General features: G+C 51.9%; 20 protein-coding genes and 1 pseudogene. 18 read left to right on the forward strand and 3 right to left on the reverse strand.

The features are described 5' to 3' along the window. Nucleotides 1-74: 74 nt before the first annotated feature. From spo0A to clpP, 4 genes are all read left to right on the forward strand, one after another. Nucleotides 75-887 (forward strand): sporulation transcription factor Spo0A, encoded by an 813-nt coding sequence (spo0A, locus tag AC0YOB_RS13105; protein ID WP_475793186.1) that lies wholly within the window; start codon nt 75-77, stop codon nt 885-887. Between the two features lie 259 nt (nt 888-1,146). Continuing rightward, nucleotides 1,147-1,746, forward strand: coding sequence for a hypothetical protein (locus AC0YOB_RS13110; RefSeq protein ID WP_475793187.1), 600 nt, complete (start codon nt 1,147-1,149; stop codon nt 1,744-1,746). A gap of 288 nt (nt 1,747-2,034) precedes the next feature. Further along, nucleotides 2,035-2,781, forward strand: a complete 747-nt coding sequence (locus AC0YOB_RS13115) for an RNA polymerase sigma factor (protein WP_475793188.1) — start codon at nt 2,035-2,037, stop codon at nt 2,779-2,781. 25 nt (nt 2,782-2,806) lie between these two features. Further along, complete coding sequence (gene clpP, locus AC0YOB_RS13120; RefSeq protein WP_210041800.1) at nt 2,807-3,403, forward strand: ATP-dependent Clp endopeptidase proteolytic subunit ClpP; 597 nt, start codon at nt 2,807-2,809, stop codon at nt 3,401-3,403. 196 nt (nt 3,404-3,599) lie between these two features. Here clpP and AC0YOB_RS13125 read toward each other — a convergent pair whose 3' ends face one another. Further along, nucleotides 3,600-3,899: a DUF2627 domain-containing protein gene (locus tag AC0YOB_RS13125; protein WP_475793189.1), complete on the reverse strand. Its 300-nt coding sequence runs from the start codon at nt 3,897-3,899 to the stop codon at nt 3,600-3,602. Nucleotides 3,900-4,168: 269 nt separating this feature from the next. On the opposite strand from AC0YOB_RS13125, the gene lpdA reads away from it, so the two are divergent. The 6 genes from lpdA (at nt 4,169) to AC0YOB_RS13155 (ending at nt 11,147) form a co-directional block, all read left to right on the forward strand. Next, entirely contained in the window at nt 4,169-5,596 is a 1,428-nt protein-coding gene (gene lpdA / locus AC0YOB_RS13130) for a dihydrolipoyl dehydrogenase (RefSeq protein ID WP_475793190.1), read from the forward strand. 124 nt (nt 5,597-5,720) lie between these two features. Beyond that, entirely contained in the window at nt 5,721-6,755 is a 1,035-nt protein-coding gene (locus AC0YOB_RS13135) for a thiamine pyrophosphate-dependent dehydrogenase E1 component subunit alpha (RefSeq protein ID WP_475793191.1), read from the forward strand. A 2-nt stretch (nt 6,756-6,757) separates the two neighbouring features. Continuing rightward, the gene (locus AC0YOB_RS13140; RefSeq protein WP_210041792.1) at nt 6,758-7,741 is read left to right on the forward strand and encodes an alpha-ketoacid dehydrogenase subunit beta; all 984 of its coding nucleotides are present in this window, start codon (nt 6,758-6,760) and stop codon (nt 7,739-7,741) included. 11 nt (nt 7,742-7,752) lie between these two features. Further along, on the forward strand, nt 7,753-9,126 hold the full coding sequence (locus AC0YOB_RS13145) for a dihydrolipoamide acetyltransferase family protein (RefSeq protein WP_475793192.1): 1,374 nt from the start codon (nt 7,753-7,755) through the stop codon (nt 9,124-9,126). Nucleotides 9,127-9,141: 15 nt separating this feature from the next. Further along, nucleotides 9,142-9,879 (forward strand): lipoyl(octanoyl) transferase LipB, encoded by a 738-nt coding sequence (gene lipB, locus AC0YOB_RS13150; RefSeq protein ID WP_475793193.1) that lies wholly within the window; start codon nt 9,142-9,144, stop codon nt 9,877-9,879. A 134-nt stretch (nt 9,880-10,013) separates the two neighbouring features. Then, nucleotides 10,014-11,147, forward strand: coding sequence for a M20/M25/M40 family metallo-hydrolase (locus AC0YOB_RS13155; RefSeq protein WP_475793194.1), 1,134 nt, complete (start codon nt 10,014-10,016; stop codon nt 11,145-11,147). Between the two features lie 184 nt (nt 11,148-11,331). On the opposite strand, the pseudogene mciZ reads toward AC0YOB_RS13155, so the two are convergent. Then, nucleotides 11,332-11,403 (reverse strand): annotated as a pseudogene (gene mciZ, locus AC0YOB_RS13160) (Z-ring formation inhibitor MciZ); the annotation flags it as partial. A gap of 185 nt (nt 11,404-11,588) precedes the next feature. Here mciZ and AC0YOB_RS13165 point away from each other — a divergent pair. From AC0YOB_RS13165 to fur, 4 genes are all read left to right on the forward strand, one after another. Continuing rightward, entirely contained in the window at nt 11,589-12,152 is a 564-nt protein-coding gene (locus AC0YOB_RS13165; protein WP_475793195.1) for an NUDIX hydrolase, read from the forward strand. Then, on the forward strand, nt 12,152-13,348 hold the full coding sequence (locus AC0YOB_RS13170) for an endonuclease Q family protein (RefSeq protein WP_475793196.1): 1,197 nt from the start codon (nt 12,152-12,154) through the stop codon (nt 13,346-13,348). Before AC0YOB_RS13165 ends, AC0YOB_RS13170 begins: the two co-directional genes overlap by 1 nt. Before the next feature lie 131 nt (nt 13,349-13,479). Next, nucleotides 13,480-14,124 carry a stage II sporulation protein M gene (spoIIM, locus tag AC0YOB_RS13175; RefSeq protein WP_475793197.1) on the forward strand — a complete coding sequence of 215 codons (645 nt, stop codon included), beginning with the start codon at nt 13,480-13,482 and terminating at the stop codon, nt 14,122-14,124. 97 nt (nt 14,125-14,221) lie between these two features. Beyond that, a complete protein-coding gene (gene fur, locus AC0YOB_RS13180) occupies nt 14,222-14,674 on the forward strand; it encodes a ferric iron uptake transcriptional regulator (protein WP_210041748.1) in 453 nt (150 codons plus the stop codon). A gap of 60 nt (nt 14,675-14,734) precedes the next feature. On the opposite strand, the gene AC0YOB_RS13185 is transcribed toward fur, so the two are convergent. Further along, nucleotides 14,735-16,003 carry a S8 family peptidase gene (locus tag AC0YOB_RS13185; RefSeq protein WP_475793198.1) on the reverse strand — a complete coding sequence of 423 codons (1,269 nt, stop codon included), beginning with the start codon at nt 16,001-16,003 and terminating at the stop codon, nt 14,735-14,737. A 175-nt stretch (nt 16,004-16,178) separates the two neighbouring features. Here AC0YOB_RS13185 and ald point away from each other — a divergent pair, with 175 nt between their 5' ends. The 4 genes from ald (at nt 16,179) to AC0YOB_RS13205 (ending at nt 19,915) form a co-directional block, all read left to right on the forward strand. Further along, nucleotides 16,179-17,282, forward strand: coding sequence for an alanine dehydrogenase (gene ald, locus AC0YOB_RS13190; RefSeq protein WP_475793199.1), 1,104 nt, complete (start codon nt 16,179-16,181; stop codon nt 17,280-17,282). 144 nt (nt 17,283-17,426) lie between these two features. Next, nucleotides 17,427-17,657, forward strand: a complete 231-nt coding sequence (locus AC0YOB_RS13195) for a DUF4227 family protein (protein ID WP_210041740.1) — start codon at nt 17,427-17,429, stop codon at nt 17,655-17,657. Nucleotides 17,658-17,788: 131 nt separating this feature from the next. Next, nucleotides 17,789-18,688: a site-specific tyrosine recombinase XerD gene (gene xerD, locus AC0YOB_RS13200; protein ID WP_210041738.1), complete on the forward strand. Its 900-nt coding sequence runs from the start codon at nt 17,789-17,791 to the stop codon at nt 18,686-18,688. Between the two features lie 51 nt (nt 18,689-18,739). Further along, nucleotides 18,740-19,915 (forward strand): phosphopentomutase, encoded by a 1,176-nt coding sequence (locus AC0YOB_RS13205; protein WP_475793200.1) that lies wholly within the window; start codon nt 18,740-18,742, stop codon nt 19,913-19,915. The last annotated feature ends 4 nt before the right edge of the window (nt 19,916-19,919 follow it).

Here is a 19,919-nt window from a genome sequence, read left to right on the forward strand (position 1 = left end):
GTAGACAGGAAGAGAAGAGGACAAACGGGTACAAATCAGATTGATGGCAGATCGAGTCTAAGGAGGACTATACCTTGCAAAAAATCGAAGTATTGTTGGCGGATGACAACCGGGAATTCACAAATTTGTTATCGGAGTACATTTCGGAACAAAACGATATGGTTGTGACCGGAGTTGCTTACAATGGTGAGGAAGTGCTTCGCCTGCTTGAAGAAACACGCGATACGCCGGATGTACTTATTTTGGACATCATTATGCCTCATTTGGATGGATTGGGCGTGCTTGAGCGCTTGCGTGAGATGAATTTATCACCTATGCCAAAAATAATTATGTTAACTGCTTTCGGTCAGGAGAATATTACTCAAAAAGCGGTACAACTCGGTGATTCCTACTACATATTGAAACCGTTTGATATGGAAATTCTGGCCAACCGTATCCGCCAGCTTGTTGGGAATTCGACTGTCATTTCATCTTCTTCATCCTCCTACTCCTCATCCGTTATGAAATCAAATGTAGTGCCTATTGCGAAGGGCAAAAACCTGGATGCGAATATCACAAGCATTATCCATGAGATTGGTGTTCCTGCGCATATTAAAGGGTACCAGTATTTACGGGAAGCGATTACAATGGTATACAATAACATTGAAATTTTAGGAGCTATCACCAAAACACTTTATCCGGCTATTGCCGAAAAATTCAAAACCACCCCTTCCCGCGTCGAGCGTGCAATTCGTCATGCGATCGAAGTAGCTTGGACACGCGGCAATATCGACAGTATCAGTCATCTGTTTGGCTATACCATTAACATCAGCAAATCCAAGCCAACCAACTCGGAATTCATTGCGATGGTGGCGGACAAGCTGCGGATCGAGCACAAAGTGTCATGAGAGCGTAAGGAATAAGGGGGCATATAGTGAAAAATAAAGCGGCGATTTCATATGCTGCTTTATAGAGCTGCTGCGGTTTTCAAAAACCCCATCAGACAATTTCAGGCTAATATTCCATTCATAAAACCGTCATTTATTGGATTGCACGTAAATCCATTAAAAAAGGCGGTTTTTTGTATGATTTTTTTTCTTGAATTATGGTACTATTTAGACGATCTTAAGTAAGATGCGATTCTGAATAAAAGGGGCTTTTGAGATAATGAGCGAGTTTACTTCCGGATTTTTAACTTTAAATACGAAACAGTCCCTGGACAGCATTGCTGAACAAAATTCAGTTATAGGGGCTGCTGAACTCAACGCTGAATGGCTTATTTTCTTGCATGGTGATGCCATCCTGGGCAATGAGGTCCCGGATTATGTAAAACAATTATCTATGGTTCTGCCTGTATTATACTTTTATCACGATAAAGATCATTGTTGGGGATATAAGTTATTCGAATCAGGTGAAATTGCGGCTGATTTTGAATTGGATTACGAAGCAAAAAATAGTATGGTCATTGAATTGGCGGAGAAGCTGTACCCGGATAAAGACATTATTGCGTTCCTCTATTTGGATGAGGAAGGAAGCGAAATACGTGAACGGCTTGATGAAATAGTTGAGGATAACTACCTTGAGATGATTCGAAAGAATTTTGAAAAAGCAAATCTGGATTCATTTAACCTGTTTCATAAAAGTGAAGACACCATCAATAAACTTAAAAATATAATGAGGGTTGAATATTTTCAAACGCTGGTTAGCCCCCATGAATTGGTTGAGGAATTTAAAGAGTTAATTGGTATTTCTGAAATGAGCCGTTAGGGCGGATCGTTTGGAATCATTTGATGATCTTTTTCCAAATATGGGATAAAGGAAATTAGTTGAATTTTGTTCCTCTTGTTCATTGGGTTAATACAAACACCAATGGATGAGAGGATTTTTGTTTTCAACAATAAGCTCCATCGGCAAAATATAATCAACAGGAGAACTCAATGTGATTTTGTAATAAACTAGACAAATAAGTAAGGCTTTATTTTTTACCCTGCGTATCCTTTGAAGCCAATCATTCGTTTACCAATTGAAGCGACAAATATAAGGAGGTGCCGCGTCGTGAGAAATTTCCCGAGTCCATCCGCGGAAAAAAGAATCGGGGTACTGCCGGATATGGAGCGGCTGCTGTCCACTCTGAAGCGATACTGTCTTTCGATTACCAACAGCTCCTGGGATGCCGAGGATCTGATGCAGGAAACCTGTGTAAGAGCGCTCCCTGTCGTGAATGGAACCCGGCTTCACCCGAATCCGACAGCCTATGTGCTGCGAATTGCCAAGAACCTCTCCATTGATCACGCACGCCGCAAGCATTCGACTGAGCTTGTAACGGATCAACATATGCAGAATATTTTCGATGATATGGAGAATGATTGTGAAATCGAAGATGCCCTGCGTCTGCTGGTGCTTCATCTTTCGCCTTTGCAGCGAAATGTGTTTCTGCTGAGGGAAGTTTTCAGATATACAGGAGCAGAAGTCGCAGGCTTTCTGAAAACATCGGAAGGCGCCGTTAAGGCGGCCCTTCATCGCGCCCGCACCACCATAGGACGTCTCACATGGGATGCGTCTGACAAGGAATCGGTTAATACTGGCGATTCGGATTTCAATGAAATACTGCTCGCATATATGACGGCTGTCCGCGAAGCGAATCCGCAAGCAATCGTGCTGCTGGCTCTGGCGAATAATGGACAGATGGACACTATTCAGGCCGTCAGCCATGCAAAACGTCTGTCCGTATCTGCACCTTCGGCGTCAGCAGGCGCATCAAATACGGCAAGTTACCGGTGGGATTTATTTGCAGCGGCTTAAACCGCAATTGAAAGGGGATCATTCCATGAATTTAACACCTTATGTTATTGAGCAGAATAAGAGCGGAGAACGCAGCTATGATATATATTCGAGGCTGCTGAAGGACCGGATCATCATGGTCAGCGGCGAGGTGGAGGACAGCATGGCGGGCTCCATTGTCGCTCAACTGCTATTCCTTGCTGCGGACGATCCGGAGAAGGATATTACCTTGTATGTGAATAGTCCCGGAGGATCGGTAACTGCCGGTTTCTCCATCTACGATACGATGCAGCTGATCAAGCCGGATGTGTCTACGGTCTGTACCGGATTTGCCGGCAGCTGGGGGGCCGTTCTGCTGACTGGGGGAGCCAAAGGAAAACGTTATGCTCTTCCCCACAGTGAAGTCATGATTCATCAGCCTCTTGGCGGCGCACGCGGCCAGGCGACGGATATTCAAATCCATGCCAGCTGGATCATGAAGACACGTGAGAAAATCAACAAGGTGCTCGCTCATCACACAGGCCAGACGATTGAGCGGATCGAACTGGATTGCGACCGCGATAATTTCATGTCTGCCGAGGAAGCAAAAGCCTATGGACTGATCGATGGGATCATAACCGACATGTCCGGCGGAGCAGCCTGAAGGTGAAAATCAAATAAATCAAGACAAAAGGAGCTGATCCGGCTGATTTATGGCCGGCAAGCTCCTTTTTTTGACCTTATAGCTTGTAAAAAGTATCACACCTGTAACTAACGTTTAGATTTAAATGAAGAACCGGCTGCGCTGCCACAGGACAGCGAAATCGTTTCTTTATACTGCAGCGGATATTTCTTAAGTATCACGTATTCTCTCCTGGACGCGGGGGACGCGGGCGCTTCTCGCGGAAACGCGACTGGAGATAATTCCGTTTTTTGTCGCGGAAGAAGGTCCAGCCTCCGATAAATCCGGCTCCTGCCAGAAACAGCAGCAGCCCGCCGATAAAGAGCAGCCATTCAAAGTTCGGATTTATCCGGTCATCGCCAAAGGATGAAAAATAGTGAAACACGGCATCCTTCATCAGCAGAAAACCGTAGGTCGCCCCAAGTCCGGGAATAACTAACAATAAGATAGCGATAAAGCGGACCACAATCTGTTTCATAATACCAATTCCTCCTGAATATAAGCAGAAGCCATACACCGATACTGGCCGAGAAGTCTCCACATTCACCTGTTAATCATACCTTTTTACGCCCCTACTGTCCATTTGCAAAAGAGGCGCTGTTTTCCCGGACATGAAAAACAGGTACAATAGAACAGGGGAGAGATAATGCGGCCCGCGCAAGCATTAGTTTTCGTGCTGGCTGCTCGGCTCGCATGCATCAGTTTTTCTTATTGGCCATCCGGCCTACCAGTGAAAGGGGAACGAAAATGACCATTCCATGCGATATAGCCATCATTGGCGGAGGCATTGCGGGATATACAGCTGCCATCAGAGCGGCCCAGGCAGGCAAGAAGGTTGTCATCATTGAGAAGGAAAAGCTTGGCGGCACCTGCCTGCATAAAGGCTGCATCCCGAGCAAAGCGCTTTTGCGCAGCGCCGAAATTTACTCCACGCTGCTAAAGGCGGATACATACGGAATTAAAGTAGCGGAGGGTGCCGTCACCGTTGATTTTCCAGGCGTCCAGCAGCGCAAAGAACAGACCGTAGAACAGCTGTACAAAGGTCTTCAATATTTGATGCGCAAGCACAAAATCACGATTATTTCGGGAGCCGGGAGGGTCATTGGCCCTTCGATTTTTTCTCCGCGCAGCGGCAGCGTCGCGGTAGAGCTTGCGGATGGCGAGATGGAAACGGTTGTACCGGTTCATTTGATGATTGCCACTGGCTCCAGACCGCGCACCCTGCCAGGGTTGCCGGCTGATCCGGCGCAGGTGATGACAAGCGACGAAGCGCTGGTCATGGAGCAGCTTCCAGCATCGATTCTCATCATCGGCGGAGGGGTTATCGGTGTGGAATGGGCTTCAATGCTGATCGATTTCGGCGTGGAGGTAACGCTAGTGGAAACAGCGGCCCGTCTTCTGCCCGGAGAAGATGCGGAAGCTTCAGCTGAGCTTACCAAACAGCTTGGAAAACGAGGTGTTCGTATATTGACGGGCATTCAATTGAACCTCGGTACGTATACCTATAAAGACGGACAAGCCTCGCTGGAGGCAGATACGGGCGAGGGTAAAGTCATTCTGGCGGCTGAGAAGCTGCTGGTTTCCGTGGGACGGCAGGCCAATATCGAGGGAATCGGGCTGGAGAACACAGATATTCAGTTGAATAAGGATGTTATCCGGGTTAACGGTAACTTCCAGACAACCGAGCCTCATATTTATGCTATCGGCGATGTGAACGGCGGATTGCAGCTGGCGCATGCTGCAGCGCATGAAGCGATGATTGCCGTTGAACATTTGCTTGGAAACAAACCGTCCGGTACCGCTCATGCCCAAATACCCCGCGCTATTTATAGCCATCCGGAGATCGCTTCGATCGGCTTGACGGAGGAAGAGGCGCGCAGACAGGGCCATGACATCAAGATTGGCAAAATCCCTTTTCAGGCCATTGGAAAGGCTCTTATCCTGGGTGAACCGGGCGGCTTTGCAAAAGTGATCGCAGATAAAAAAACGAATGATATTATCGGTGTCCATCTTGTCGGTCCGCATGCGACAGATCTGCTCTCCGAGGCGTCTCTGGCACTGCTGATGGACGCAGCTCCATGGGAGGTCGGACAGGTTATCCATCCGCACCCGACGCTTTCTGAGGCGCTGGGTGAAGCGATGTTGGCCGTCGATGGCAATGCAACCGTAATATAAGATCAAGCCCGGGCAGATATACCGATTTCTGAATAGATTTCCTTTTAAATGAAAGTCGGTTATAATAGGTATAGTCAAGTCTTAGTACCAGGTTATAATAGCAGCCAAAAGGAGGGCATCCCTCATGACGAAACCCGAATCCACACTGCAACAATCCAGACATGCCAGGCTCGGTTTGACGGACGAGCAGGCCATCGACATGTACGTCACGATGATGACAGCACGTTTGTACGACGAAAGAGGACTTTTGCTTCAGCGCGCAGGCAAAATTAATTTTCACGTATCCGGTATCGGACAGGAAGCGGCACAGGTGGGCGCGGCTTTTGCGCTTGACCGCGATGTCGATTACTTCCTCCCGTACTACCGCGATTACGCGCTTGTGCTTGCTGTCGGGATGACGCTTCGCGAGCTTATGCTTTCGGTATTCGCCAAAGCGGAAGACCCCAACAGCGCAGGGCGGCAGATGCCGGGCCATTTTGGCTCCAAGCGGCTGCGCATCGTAACAGGCTCCAGCCCTGTTACAACCCAGGTTCCTCACGCGGTCGGCATTGCTTTGTCGGCGAAAATGAGGAAGCAGAAGCTGGTGAGCTTCGTCACCTTCGGCGAGGGCTCCAGCAACCAGGGCGATTTTCACGAAGGCTGTAATTTCGCAGGCGTTCATAAGCTGCCCGTCATTCTTTTTTGCGAAAATAATCAATATGCAATTTCGGTTCCGCTGCATAAGCAGGTAAGCGGACGGATTGCCGACAGGGCGATCGGTTATGGTTTCCCGGGCTACCAGGTGGACGGCAACGATCCGCTGGAGGTATACCGCGTCGTGAAGGAAGCCCGCGCCCGCGCAGTTGCCGGTGAAGGGCCAACACTGATTGAAGCGATGATGTACCGCTTGTCTCCCCACTCCACCTCGGATAATGATCTGGCCTACCGGACGAAGGAAGAGGTTGACGAGAATCGGGCGAAGGACGGAATACCCAAATACAAACAATATCTGATGGAATGCGGCTTATGGAGCGACCGGCAGGATGAGGAGCTTCACAAGAAGCTCAAGGCGCTTCTGGATGATGCAACATCTTATGGAGACAAGGCGCCGTTCCAGGCTCCCGAGGATATTTTGCTCCATGTGTACGATGAAGGTCAAGGCGAAGGGGGAGGACGCTAACCATGCCGATGATGGAATATATTGATGCGATCCGCCTCGCTATGAAGGAAGAAATGGAACGTGACGAGAATGTTTTCGTACTGGGCGAGGATGTCGGATATAAGGGCGGGGTGTTCACCACCACGAAAGGGCTGCTGGAACAGTTCGGCGAAGCCCGGGTGATGGATACGCCGCTTGCCGAATCGGCAATTGCCGGGGTCGCCATTGGAGCAGCGATGGTCGGCATGAAGCCGATCGCCGAGATGCAGTACTCTGATTTTATGTTTCCCGCAACGAATCAAATTATTAGCGAGGCGGCCAAAATCCGTTACCGCTCCAATAACGACTGGTCCTGTCCGGTTGTCATACGCGCTCCTATCGGAGGCGGGATATTCGGCGGGTTGTACCACTCGCAATGTCCGGAATCCGTTTTTTTCGGCACACCCGGCCTTAAGATTGTAACGCCTTACTCGGCTTACGACGCCAAAGGACTGTTGAAAGCTGCGGTGCGTGATCCCGATCCGGTGCTTTTCTTTGAAAACAAGAAATGCTACAAGCTTGTCGTAGGCGATGTTCCGACTGACGATTACACGGTACCTATCGGTAAAGCCAATGTTCTGCGGGAAGGTGACGACATTACCGTTATCAGCTACAGCATGCCGCTTCACTTTGCCATGCAGGCGGCTGAAGAACTGGCGGAGGAAGGCATTACCGCCCACATTCTTGACCTGCGGACGCTTCAGCCGCTGGATAAGGAAGCGGTGCTGGAAGCCGCCCGCCGCACGGGCAAAGTGCTTATTGTGCATGAGGACAATAAATTCGGCGGTGTAGGGGCAGAGGTGTCAGCTATTATCGCGGAGGAAATGCTGTATGAGCTTGATGCTCCAATCATGAGGTTATGCGGGCCGGACGTACCGGCAATGCCGATCAACCCGCCGGGAGAAAAGCATTTCATGTTGAATAAAGAAAAAGTGAAAGAAGCGATGAGGCATCTGGCACTTTATTAGGAGTGGTGTAAATGAAAATCGTGACGGAGATCGTCATGCCGCAGCTTGCGGAATCTCTTGTATCGGCGACGATCGACAAATGGCTGAAACAGCCGGGCGACACCATCGAAATGTACGAACCGATATGTGAAATTATTACAGACAAAGTCAACGCCGAGCTGCCTTCCACACTAGAGGGAACCATTGTCAAAATATTGGTAGGCGCCGGCGAGAATGTGCCTGTTGGCACGCCGGTTTGTCTGGTTGAAGTGGAGCAGGAAGGAAGCGCGGCGGTACCGCCTGCAGGCACGTCCTCTGGAGTGAGTAATGGCTCCAGGAGTGCCCAGGGCAATGCTGCTCTCTCAAGCGGGGGAGCCGATTATAACACAGGCGGCGGTCAAACTGTGGCGGATCAGGAAGAGGGCGATATCAGCATGCGCCACCGCTTCTCGCCCGCAGTGCAGCAGCTGGCGGCCGAACATGGCGTTAACCTGGCTCATGTGCCGGGAACGGGTCTTGGCGGGCGGATAACCCGCAAGGATATCCTTGCTTTTATCGAATCCGCAGGAAACAATAACAGAACAACAGCGAGTCCGGCAGGTAACTCTGCAGCGTCGCCGCAGCTCCAGGCGGTCCGCTCAACAGGACTGCATTTGACGGACACGCCGCCGATCCCGACGATTGAAGTCGAGGGCCGTTCGACGTCAGGCCGGGAATATTTTATCGATGTGACGCCTGTCCGCAATGCCATTGCGCGCAATATGCGTCAAAGCGCATCGGAAATTCCCCATGCCTGGACGATGATCGAAGTGGACGTGACGAATCTGGTCGTGCTCCGCAACAAGCTCAAGGATGAATTCATCAAACGCGAAGGCATCAATTTGACCTATCTGGCTTTCATGCTCAAGGCTGTTGTGAATGCGATTAAAGATGTGCCGATCATGAATTCCGTATGGGCGGTTGACAAAATCGTCGTGAAGCGGGATATTAATCTCGGGCTTGCAGTTGGCACAGAGGATGCGGTGAAGGTGCCGGTCATCAAAAATGCCGATCAGAAAAATATCGCCGGACTCGCCCGCGAGATTGACGACCTGGCGCGCAAAACACGTGAAGGCAAGCTTACGCTTTCCGATATGGAAGGCGGCACGTTCACGGTAAACAATACGGGATCGTTTGGTTCGATCGCTTCGTATCCGATTATTAATTACCCTCAAGCAGCGATCATTACATTTGAATCCATTGTCAAGCGGCCTGTCGTGATCGACGACATGATTGCCGTCCGTTCCATGGCCAATTTATGCCTGTCACTGGATCACCGTATTTTGGACGGCGTTATTTGCGGCCGTTTCCTGCAGCGTGTGAAGGAGAATCTGGAAGGCTTCAATATGGACACGAAATTGTACTGAGACGAGGTACGGATTATGATGAATACAGCAGCGGCGCAACCGCTGGATATTACGTATACGCCTATGCTCGGGTACGCAGAAGCATGGGATTTGCAGAAAACCTATGTGAAAGAAATCGATAAGGAGGAGCGAGTCGAATCGCTTCTTCTTCTTCAGCATCCGCCGACTTATACGGTTGGTTCTCAGAATCACCCGGAGCATCTGCTGTACTCGGAAGAGGAGCTTACGCAGCGGGGCATCGGCCTGTTCAAGATCGACCGCGGCGGAGATATTACCTATCACGGTCCGGGACAGCTTGTGGGCTATCCGCTGCTCTATCTTGATGCGGTGGGACTTGATCTGCATGGCTATTTGCGGCGTTTGGAGCAGGTGTTCATCGACTGGCTGGGCGAATACGGAATAAAAGGCGGCCGGAAGCCGGATTATACAGGCGTGTGGGTGGACGACAAGAAGATTACCGCGATCGGCGTCAAATTCAATAAAGCCCGGACCCGCCGCGGTTTTGTGACGAGTCATGGCTTCGCCTTGAATGTGAAGGCGGGCATCGCAGAGGATGGCTTCCAAGGGATTATTCCGTGTGGGATTCAGGATTTTGCGGTCACCTCATTTGCCGATTTGACAGGAATTCATTTGACTGTCGAGCAGGCGGCTGCCGGCATTATTCCCCATTTTTGCCGTCAGTTTGGCTATAAGGAACCGGCTGCATCCGGATTATTCGAAAATCCAGCCAATGCCAACAATCAAGGTAGATAACAGCATTGCCGAAATAATCATCCAGATAAACACTTTCATGATCCGGTTGACACGCATGAAGGCATGCTCCTTTCGTGTAGAATAAGGTCCATACTTTACTATTGTAAACGATAGAGAAGGACGGTGGAAAGTGTATGATCAATGAGAAGCGTTTGGTAGACGAATTTATGGAGCTTGTACGCATCGACAGCGAGACGGGCAATGAACGTCAAATCTGTGATGTACTGACCGCCAAATTCAAGGCGCTGGGCCTTTCTGTAGAGGAAGATGATACCGCGCAGAAGACGGGTCATGGCGCCGGGAATTTGATCGCCAAGCTGAAAGGCCGCGGCGCGGACGGAGCTCAGATGATCTTCTTCACCTCGCATATGGATACGGTCACGCCGGGCATTGGAATCAAGCCGCAGATTGATGCCGACGGCTATATCCGCAGCGACGGCACGACAATTCTTGGCAGCGACGACAAGGCCGGCCTCGCTGCGATGATGGAAGCGATCCGTGTGCTGCAGGAGAACAATCTGCCTCATGGACCTGTGCAGTTCATCATTACGGCAGGTGAGGAATCCGGCCTGGTTGGCGCAAGGGCGCTGGACCGCTCCAAGCTGGAAGCCAAGTTTGGCTATGCCCTGGATTCGAACGGCAGAATAGGCGATATCGCCGTAGCCGCTCCGTCCCAGGCGAAGATTACAATCAAAATCTTCGGTAAGTCCGCTCATGCCGGCGTTAATCCGGAGGACGGCATCAGTGCCATTCAAGTGGCTGGTAAAGCTATTGCCCGTATGTCGCTGGGACGCATCGATCACGAAACGACAGCTAATATTGGAAGATTCGAAGGCGGCGGGGCGACGAATATCGTTTGCGATTATGCCAAGCTTGACGCTGAAGCGCGCAGTATCGTGCAGGAGAAGCTGGATAAGCAGATTACAGCCATGCGCGAAGCGGTGGAGAGCACGGTCGCTGATTACGGTGCGAGAACGGATTTTCAAAGCCAGATCATTTATCCCGCTTATGCTTATGAGGATGGCGATCCGGTGGTTGAGCTGGCCAAGGATGCGATCAGAAGGATCGGCGGAGAACCGCGGACCTTTCATTCCGGGGGAGGCAGCGATGCCAATATTTTCAACGGACTGGGTGTTCCGACTGTGAATCTGGCCATCGGTTATGAGCATATTCATACGACCAAGGAACAGATTAAAGTGGAAGATCTGGTTAAAACAGCTTCTCTCGTCGTTGAGATTATTGCTCAGGCGGCGAATAAGCGGGGATAACTTCAATCATCTGAATAACTGACAAGAAGACCGGACAATAAATTGTCCGGTCTTTATCCAAGTTATGGAATGAAGGCAGTATTCAGCGGCTGGCAGGGCGGCGATGCTCCAGATAATCTCCCAACGTGCCGGCGGATTTGATTTTGCTGCCGCGAATGTGAGCAGGGCTTTGCTGCACCATTAACTTCAACTGATGGCGGATTTCCCACGCTTTGCCGACAAGCGTTAACTGACTGGAGAAGGAATATTGTTTCATCACCGTAACCCCCTTTAATTATTTATAATCATTTGGCGGAAATTTTAACCATTCAGCAGTTCTGTTCGATTTTGTGCGGTTTCAATTGAAAGAAAGTTATATGCTTAATCTTATGCGTGAAACAGTATGGGTATGACAAGCTTATCCTATTCATACTGTTGAACAACAACAAGGAGTGAAGGAACATGCTGGAACATACAGATGAGTATCGTGAGCCAACGGTATCGACAGAGCCTGTTTTTCAAGGAAAAGTGATTTCGCTGCAGGTGGATACCGTGACGCTTCCGGGGGGAGGTACGGCAATAAGGGAAATTATCCGGCATCCGGGAGCTGCCGCCGTACTGGCGCTCATTGACGGCAAAATGCTTGTCGTGGAGCAGTACCGGAAAGCGATGGAAAAATTTCAGATCGAAATCCCTGCCGGCAAGCTGGATGCGGGCGAGGATCCCATGGCTGCGGCCGCCCGCGAGCTGGAGGAAGAGACCGGATACAGTGCCGGCAAGCTTCGTCCGCTCAGCGCGTTCTATACTTCCCCGGGTTTTGCCAATGAGAAGCTCTATATGTTTGTGGCGGAAGATCTTGTGAAGGGGGACAGCCGCCCGGATGAGGATGAATTTCTGGCTGTGGAGGCGATCACCTTCGAGCAGGCGCAGCAGTATATCCGCGAGGAGCGCATCAGCGATGCGAAGACTATTCTGGCTGTATACGCCTGGCATATATACCGGCTTACGGGGGAGATCCGGCTCTAATGGGGGAAGTAAAGCTCGGGCGGGTTTTCGCTGATCTCCATCTGCATATTGGGCGGACGGAAAGCGGCGAGCCGGTCAAAATAAGCGGCAGCCGCGATTTGACCTTCCGCAATATAGCCCATGAAGCTGCCATCCGCAAAGGAATCGGCCTGCTTGGCGTTATCGATTGTCATTCTCCCGGCGTGCAGAAGGATATTATCCGTCTGCTGGACAACGGAGAGATGGCGGAGGTCCCGGGCGGGGGAATCCGCTACCGGGATACCACGATTTTGCTGGGAGCGGAAATCGAAGTCAGGGATGAGGGATGCGGTCCTGCCCATCATCTTGCCTACCTCCCCACACTTGCGGACATGACGCAGTTCACAACATGGATGGCACGCCACATGAAAAATGTAAATCTCAGCTCGCAGCGCCTTTATGTGCCTGCCAGATTACTGCAGGAGGAAGTGAAGAGCAGGGGCGGCTTGTTCATCCCGGCTCATATCTTCACCCCGCATAAGAGCCTGTTCGGCAGCTGCTCCGACCGGCTGGATCAAACGCTGGACCCGGCGCTGATTGATGCCGTAGAGCTGGGACTAAGCTCGGACAGCCGCATGGCCGGTCTGATTCCCGATCTTGATAAGCTTCCATTCGTAACAAATTCCGATGCTCATTCACTGGGCAAGATCGGACGCGAATATAATGAGCTCCTGCTCGCTGAGCCTTCCTTTGCCGAACTTGCGCTTGCGCTTCGCGGCGATTCGGGCAGAGCCATTACGGCAAATTATGGCCTCAATCCGGTACTGGGCAAATATCACCGGACCTACTGCGTGAACTGCGGCGAGCTGGCGGAAGAGACGAATGCGGCGGGGCGTTGTGTACACTGCGGCAGTCCAAAGCAGGTGCGCGGGGTAATGGACCGCATCGAACAGCTTGCCGCGCAGGCCGGAAGAGAGCAGCCTTTATTACCGGAGAACAGGCCTCCTTATGTGTATCAGGTTCCGTTGGAATTTATCCCCGGGGTCGGGAAACGGGCGATGGACAGGCTGCTTGCGAGGTTTGGAACGGAGATGCAGATTCTTCATGACGCGCCGATTACAGAAGTCGCGGAGACGGCGGGAGAGGCTGCGGCAGAGGTGATCGCAGCTTCCCGTTCCGGCACGCTTGTTCTTCAGGCCGGAGGCGGAGGGCGATATGGCAGGGTCGCGAAGTCATGAGAGTCCCCCCAACTAAATGAACCGCTTCCGGCGCAATCATGGTCACTGAACGCACTCAAGGAAATCAGACGGTATAGCGGAGACGGCTTGGACATACAATGAACCATCCGGCTCTTTTGGAGGGATATGTCATGCGTTCTTCTTCGCTGCAACCGATGATCAAGGACCAGCTGGTCCTCTATGTATTTGTATCTGTTCTTTTTGTTGTTGGCCTAGTATTCGGTGCGCTGCTTGTCAATGCGCTGACGCTTGACCAGCAGCAGGATCTGGCCGGCGATGTTCAGCAATTTGCCCAGCGCATCCAATCGGGGATGCTGGAAGGCAGCACGGAGTCATTCTGGGAACGCGCCATATTCCACGCCAAATGGATCATTCTAATATGGGTGCTTGGACTTACTGTTGTGGGGATGCCCCTTGTTCTGGCACTGGATTTCCTGAAGGGGGTTCTGGTCGGCTTTGCCGTCGGCACACTGGTCAGCCAGCATGAATGGAAGGGACTGCTTTTCTCATTGGTATCGGTCGCTCCCGCCAACCTGATTGTGGTGCCCGCGCTTCTTATCGCAAGTGTTTCTGCCGTATCGTTCTCCATTTATATTATCAAGAACAGACTGCTTGGAAGCTACGGCTCCATGAGCCAATCGTTTATTTCACACACCTCGACGGGTGTGCTCATGATCATCATTGCACTGGGGGCTGCGCTAGTGGAATCATTCATCTCGCCGGTTCTTCTGAAGTGGGCGGTGCCGCTCATATCGGGCCTTGGCAGCGGATTGTAATCATTCTAAAAAAGTTTGACTTTCCTCGCGATGTGCCCCTATAATTATATCAAGTGTTTCCGGTGATAGGCACGAAGCAGTTGCGAGGGGGGAAGCCATGGAATCCCGGATTGATAAGATTAAGCAGCAGCTTCAGTCGCAAGGGTACAAGCTGACCCCGCAGCGCGAAGCGACAGTACGCGTATTATTGGAGAACGAAGAGGATCATCTGAGCGCGGAAGATGTCTTTATGCTTGTTAAGGATAAAGCGCCGGAGATTGGACTCGCTACCGTATACCGGACGCTTGAGCTGTTAAGCGAGCTGCATGTAGTCGAGAAGCTGAATTTTGGAGACGGCGTGGCCAGATATGACCTGCGCACGGATAATAACAAGCATCATCATCACCATCTGATTTGCGTGCAGTGCGGATCGATGGACGAAATATTGGAAGATTGGCTCGGTCCGCTCGAAGAACGGCTGGAGCTGGAATATGGATTTGCGGTCATCGATCATCGTCTTGATTTTCAAGGCATTTGCAGCCGCTGCCGCAGCAAGAACGAACAACAATAAATCCTCATGGTGCGCCGCTCCTTCAGCATTGAAGGCTGCGACGCACACACGGGGATTTTTTTAATGTTTATGGACTTTTTTGATGCGGGCTGCCGTACTGCCAGCCTTGCGATGCGAATTATTAAAGCCGACGCTGTCTGTCAACCGGCGCCGGGAGAAGCGCAAGTATGGTTGTCTGATTGATTCGGGAACATTCAGCAGCCCGTAACCCTGTGACAATCTGCTGTACCCCGGCAGATGGCAGGCGGCAGCTTCAAGGCGGCGCTTGACGGCTGATGGAGTCAGGCGGGGTTCAAGCGACAGCAGCAGCGCGGCTGTACCGGCTGCGTGGGGACTGGACATGCTGGTGCCGGATAGAATCTTGTAGCCGCCGTCCAGCCAGGTTGATTTGATATCGCTGCCGGGCGCGGTGACAGCAATGCCTTTGCCTCTGCTGCTGTAAGGAGCAATCCTGTTGCTTCTAGTTGATGCGGCTACCGCAATGGATTCGCGATATTTGGCCGGCTCATCAATGCCTCCGCTCAGCCGGCCGTTATTGCCGGCGGAGGCGGCTATTACAACTCCTTTCCTGCTCGCGCGGCGGACAGCCTCCCGCAGAGCCAGGCTCGTTCCGCCTTCCAGACCAAGGCTCATATTAATGACAGGGATATTTTTTTTGATGCACCAGTTGATGCCTTCTATAATGTCGGATAAGTAGCCTTCACCGTTGGCATCAAGCGCTTTGACCGCATAAAGGCTGGCTCTTGGCGCGACCCCCGGAATTTGGCCTTTTGTCCCCAGAGCGGCAGCTATACCCGCAACATGGGTCCCGTGTCCGTTATCGTCGCGATAGGACCTGCCATTTATCGTGTTTACGCCTCCGGCGATATGCAAATCAGGATGCTTGGCGATGCCTGTATCAATGATGCCAATGCCCACCGTTTTACCCATGGTCAGCGGCCATACGCGGGGCGCTTTGACACGGCGAATGTTCCAGGTGATCCTTTGGGGGGAGAACCAGACTTCCGTTTGTTTTTTGGCATGCCTCTTCCTGTGGGAACAGGAGGCTGCGGGCAGGCTGTGCGCCTTTATTTTAAAATCCTCCTCCACATACCGGATGTGCGGATGATTGTTCAGCGCCTTCAGCCTATTCTTTTGCTTTGCATTGAGATGGCAGCAGATCGCCTTGCTTTCCTGTATGCTTTTGATGGGATGGATGCCCGCGCTGGAAAGCTCCTTCACCGCTTTTATATACTGCGAGCGTTGTTTAAAACCGATTACCGTGCGTCTGGTTGACGCATCCGCCCGGTCTTTTATACAGCTTTTAAGCAATCGTTCAAGCTTTTGCAAGGTATGCCCTCCTTTAATAATCCATTGTATGGGGGCAAATGCTTCCGGGCATGGGCAGCTGCCGCCCTGGCTGCACATAATTTGCAGCGCGTCAGGAAAACGTATCGTCGAGGACTGTCAACAACGTCCATTCCCTGCATATGAAGAATAATAGCTATGCTTAGGAGGAGTTCGTATGAGAATCGGAGTGCCGAAGGAAATCAAATCAAGCGAGTATCGCGTGGCCCTGACACCGGCCGGTGCTGCTGTATTGGCTGCTGCCGGACATCAGGTGATGATTGAGCCGGGAGCTGGAGAGGGAAGCGGCTTTCCGGATGAATTATTCGCTGCCGAAGGCGCCCATATCGGCACGGATGCGGCGGAAGTGTGGAGCAGCTCCGATATGATCATGAAGGTCAAGGAGCCGCTGCCGGAAGAATACCGTTTTTTTCGCCCCGGACTTGTATTATTTACGTATTTGCATCTTGCTGCAGCCGGGCCGCTTGCACAAGCGCTGGTTGATGCCAAGGTTTCGGCCATTGCTTACGAAACCATTCAGCTGGAGAACGGGAGTCTGCCGCTGCTGACGCCTATGAGCGAGGTGGCAGGACGGATGGCCGTACAGGTCGGCTCGCAGTTTCTGGAGGCTTTCTACGGCGGCAGAGGCGTACTCCTGGGGGGCGTGCCGGGTGTCCCTCCGGCGGAGGTCATTATTCTGGGCGGCGGAATCGTCGGCACCAATGCGGCCAGAATTGCGCTGGGGATGGGAGCAAGCGTGGTGATTCTGGAAAAGAGCGCCGAGCGCATGCGTTACCTTGATGAAGTGTTCGGCGGCCGGATTCAGACGCTGATGTCGCATTCCTATAACATTGCCGCTGCAGTCCGAAGGGCGGATCTGCTTATCGGGGCGGTTCTGATCCCGGGTGCCAAGGCTCCGCATCTGGTCTCGGAGGAAATGGTCAAAACGATGAAAAAGGGGTCGGTTATCGTCGATGTTGCGGTTGACCAGGGAGGTACAATTGCCACGATTGACCGGGTTACAACGCATTCCGACCCGATTTATGAGAAGCATGGCGTGCTTCATTATGCCGTAGCCAACATGCCGGGGGCGGTCCCGCGCACCTCAACCTACGCGCTGACGAATGTCACGATTCCTTACGCGCTGGAGCTTGCCAATCAGGGGCTGGAGCAGGCTGCCGTGCTCAATCCATCGCTGGGCAAGGGTGTGAACACGTATAAAGGGCATGTTACCCACCCGCAGGTCGCGGAAGCGGTCGGCATGCCTTATGTTCCATTATAAGCCGACATAATCTTAACTGGCTTGGCTGCGCCGGTTGATCTGACATGAAAGGCGTCTCTCTCACATAAGGTGATGAAAGAGGACAACCGCCGGGGCAATTCCGGGGTGCGCTTCTCCACCAAAAAAAATGAGGAGACGATAACTATGGTCGTGTCGTTGCGAAGGTGGGTCAGGCGGATTTCTTTTGCATTGCTGCTCGCTATTCTCACCATACTGATGTACGGAGGCTGCCGGTTTGCCGCCGCCTGGATTGTTCCTTCCGATCCTTACCGCATTCCGCAGGGTCATGCGCTCAAAGTGTTTCAACCATATGCTGTGGCTGAAGATACAAGCCTGTCCGAGAGGCTGAGAGTCTTTTACTGGTATGGTGAATAACGCCGCATGAGTGCCTGATTGCGCGTTTTCGACATGAAGTGGGCCCGTTTGGCAGGAAAACAGCGATGCCTGTGGAATATATCAGTTGTAGAGATTGTGAAGTTGAACGATTTACGGGAAAGGAACAACCCATGAAAGCTCATCTGCAGACGTTCATTCGTTTTTTGGAAGCCCAGAGAAGGCTTTCCTCAAATACGCTCACTTCCTATGAACGGGATCTGGTCTGTTTTCTCGACTTTTCGGCACAGCAGGGACTCACGCAAATCGCAGATATCCAAATGCATCATATTTCCCGTTATTTGCTCCAGCTGCGGCAGCAGGGGAGAGCTACGGCGACCGTGTCACGGCATACGGTTTCCATTCGCTCATTCTTTCATTACCTGACCAGCCAGCGGATGATCAATCATGATCCATCGCTGAATATGGAAACGCCCAAGCAGGAGAAGCGGATTCCGAAGGTGCTGACTGTCGAGGAAGTGGAATGCCTGCTCGCTGCCCCCGATACCTCGACACTCGCGGGAGTAAGGGATAAAGCGATGCTGGAGCTGCTGTATGCGACGGGTATCCGGGTATCCGAGCTGATCTCGCTTGATGTCGATCATATCAATTTATCGCTTGGCTTTATTCGCTGTGTGGGAGCGGGGGCCAAGGAGAGAATCATTCCGCTTGGGGGCATCGCGTGCGAGGCGCTCTCCGCTTATCTGGTATCCATTCGGCATACGCTGCTGAAGGAAGGGAGCGCCGAGAACGCTCTTTATCTGAATCAGCTGGGGACGCGCATGACCAGGCAGGGCTTTTGGAAGATGATCAAGAAATACACCATCGAAGCCGGGATCAAAAGCGAAATTACGCCGCATACGCTCCGTCATTCCTTTGCGGCGCATTTGCTGGAGAACGGGGCGGATTTGCGCAGCGTGCAGGAAATGCTGGGACATGCCGATATTTCCACCACACAGGTTTACATGCAGGTAACGAAGGCGCGCATCAAGGACGTTTATAATCAGGCCCATCCCAGGGCGAAAGTAAAGTAAGACGGCTTAAGGGCCATCACATCATGAAATTGGAATAGGAGTGGTAGAACGATGAGATTTGATCGAATTGCGCTGATTGTACTTGACAGCGTCGGAATAGGTGAGCTTCCTGATGCCGCTTCGTTCGGAGATGAAGGCGCACACACGATCGGTCATATCCTGGAGCGAGTGCCCAACCTTGAGTTACCCCATTTACGCCGTTTTGGACTGGACCGGATCACTCCGCTTGGCAGTTGGACTCCCGAAGGCGAAGTAGTCGCTTCATATGGTAAAATGGCTGAGGTATCGGTCGGCAAGGATACGATGACAGGTCACTGGGAGCTGGCAGGCCTCAAGCTGACGACGCCATTCCGCACGTTTCCGGGCGGTTTTCCGCCTGATCTGCTGATGGCCTTCGAGGCCCGGACAGGCCGCGGCGTGCTCGGCAACAAGCCCGCCAGCGGCACGGACATTATTGAGGAGCTGGGCGAGGAACAGATCCGGACAGGCAAGTGGATCGTGTATACGTCAGCAGACAGCGTCTTCCAGATCGCAGCCCATGAATCAGTTATTCCACTGGACGAGCTGTACGAGGGATGCCGGATTGCCAGGGAGCTAACGCTGGACGACCGTTATTCCATTGGCCGCGTCATTGCAAGACCATACATAGGGGAGCCGGGAGCCTTCAAGCGTACGCCGAATCGCCATGATTACGCCGTGAAGCCTCCTGAGCCGACACTTTTGAATGCTCTTCAGGACAAAAATTATGATGTCATCGCAGTCGGAAAAATCAATGATATTTTCGACGGGGAGGGCGTTACTGAATCCCTCCCGACTAAGAGCAATGCGGACGGGATTCAAAAAACCCGCGAAATGCTGGAGCGGCCGTTTAAAGGGCTGCTTTTCACCAATCTGGTGGATTTCGATTCCTTGTACGGCCATAGACGCGATCCCAAAGGCTATGCCGGGGCGCTTGAAGAATTTGACCGTGCGCTGCCGTCTCTAATGGAACCGCTGGGCGATCGGGATTTGTTGATCATTACGGCTGATCACGGCAATGATCCGACGCATGCGGGGACCGACCATACGAGGGAGTATGTCCCGCTGCTGGTGTACAGTCCTGCGCTTCAGTCTCCGGGGCCGCTCGGAGTCCGGTCGACGCTTGCGGATGTAGCCGCGACCATCGCGGATAATTTCGGAGTCAAGCCGCCGCAAAGCGGAGCATCCTTTATAAAAGGATTACGTTAAAACA

Source organism: Paenibacillus sp. JT31N17, from assembly GCF_056269255.1.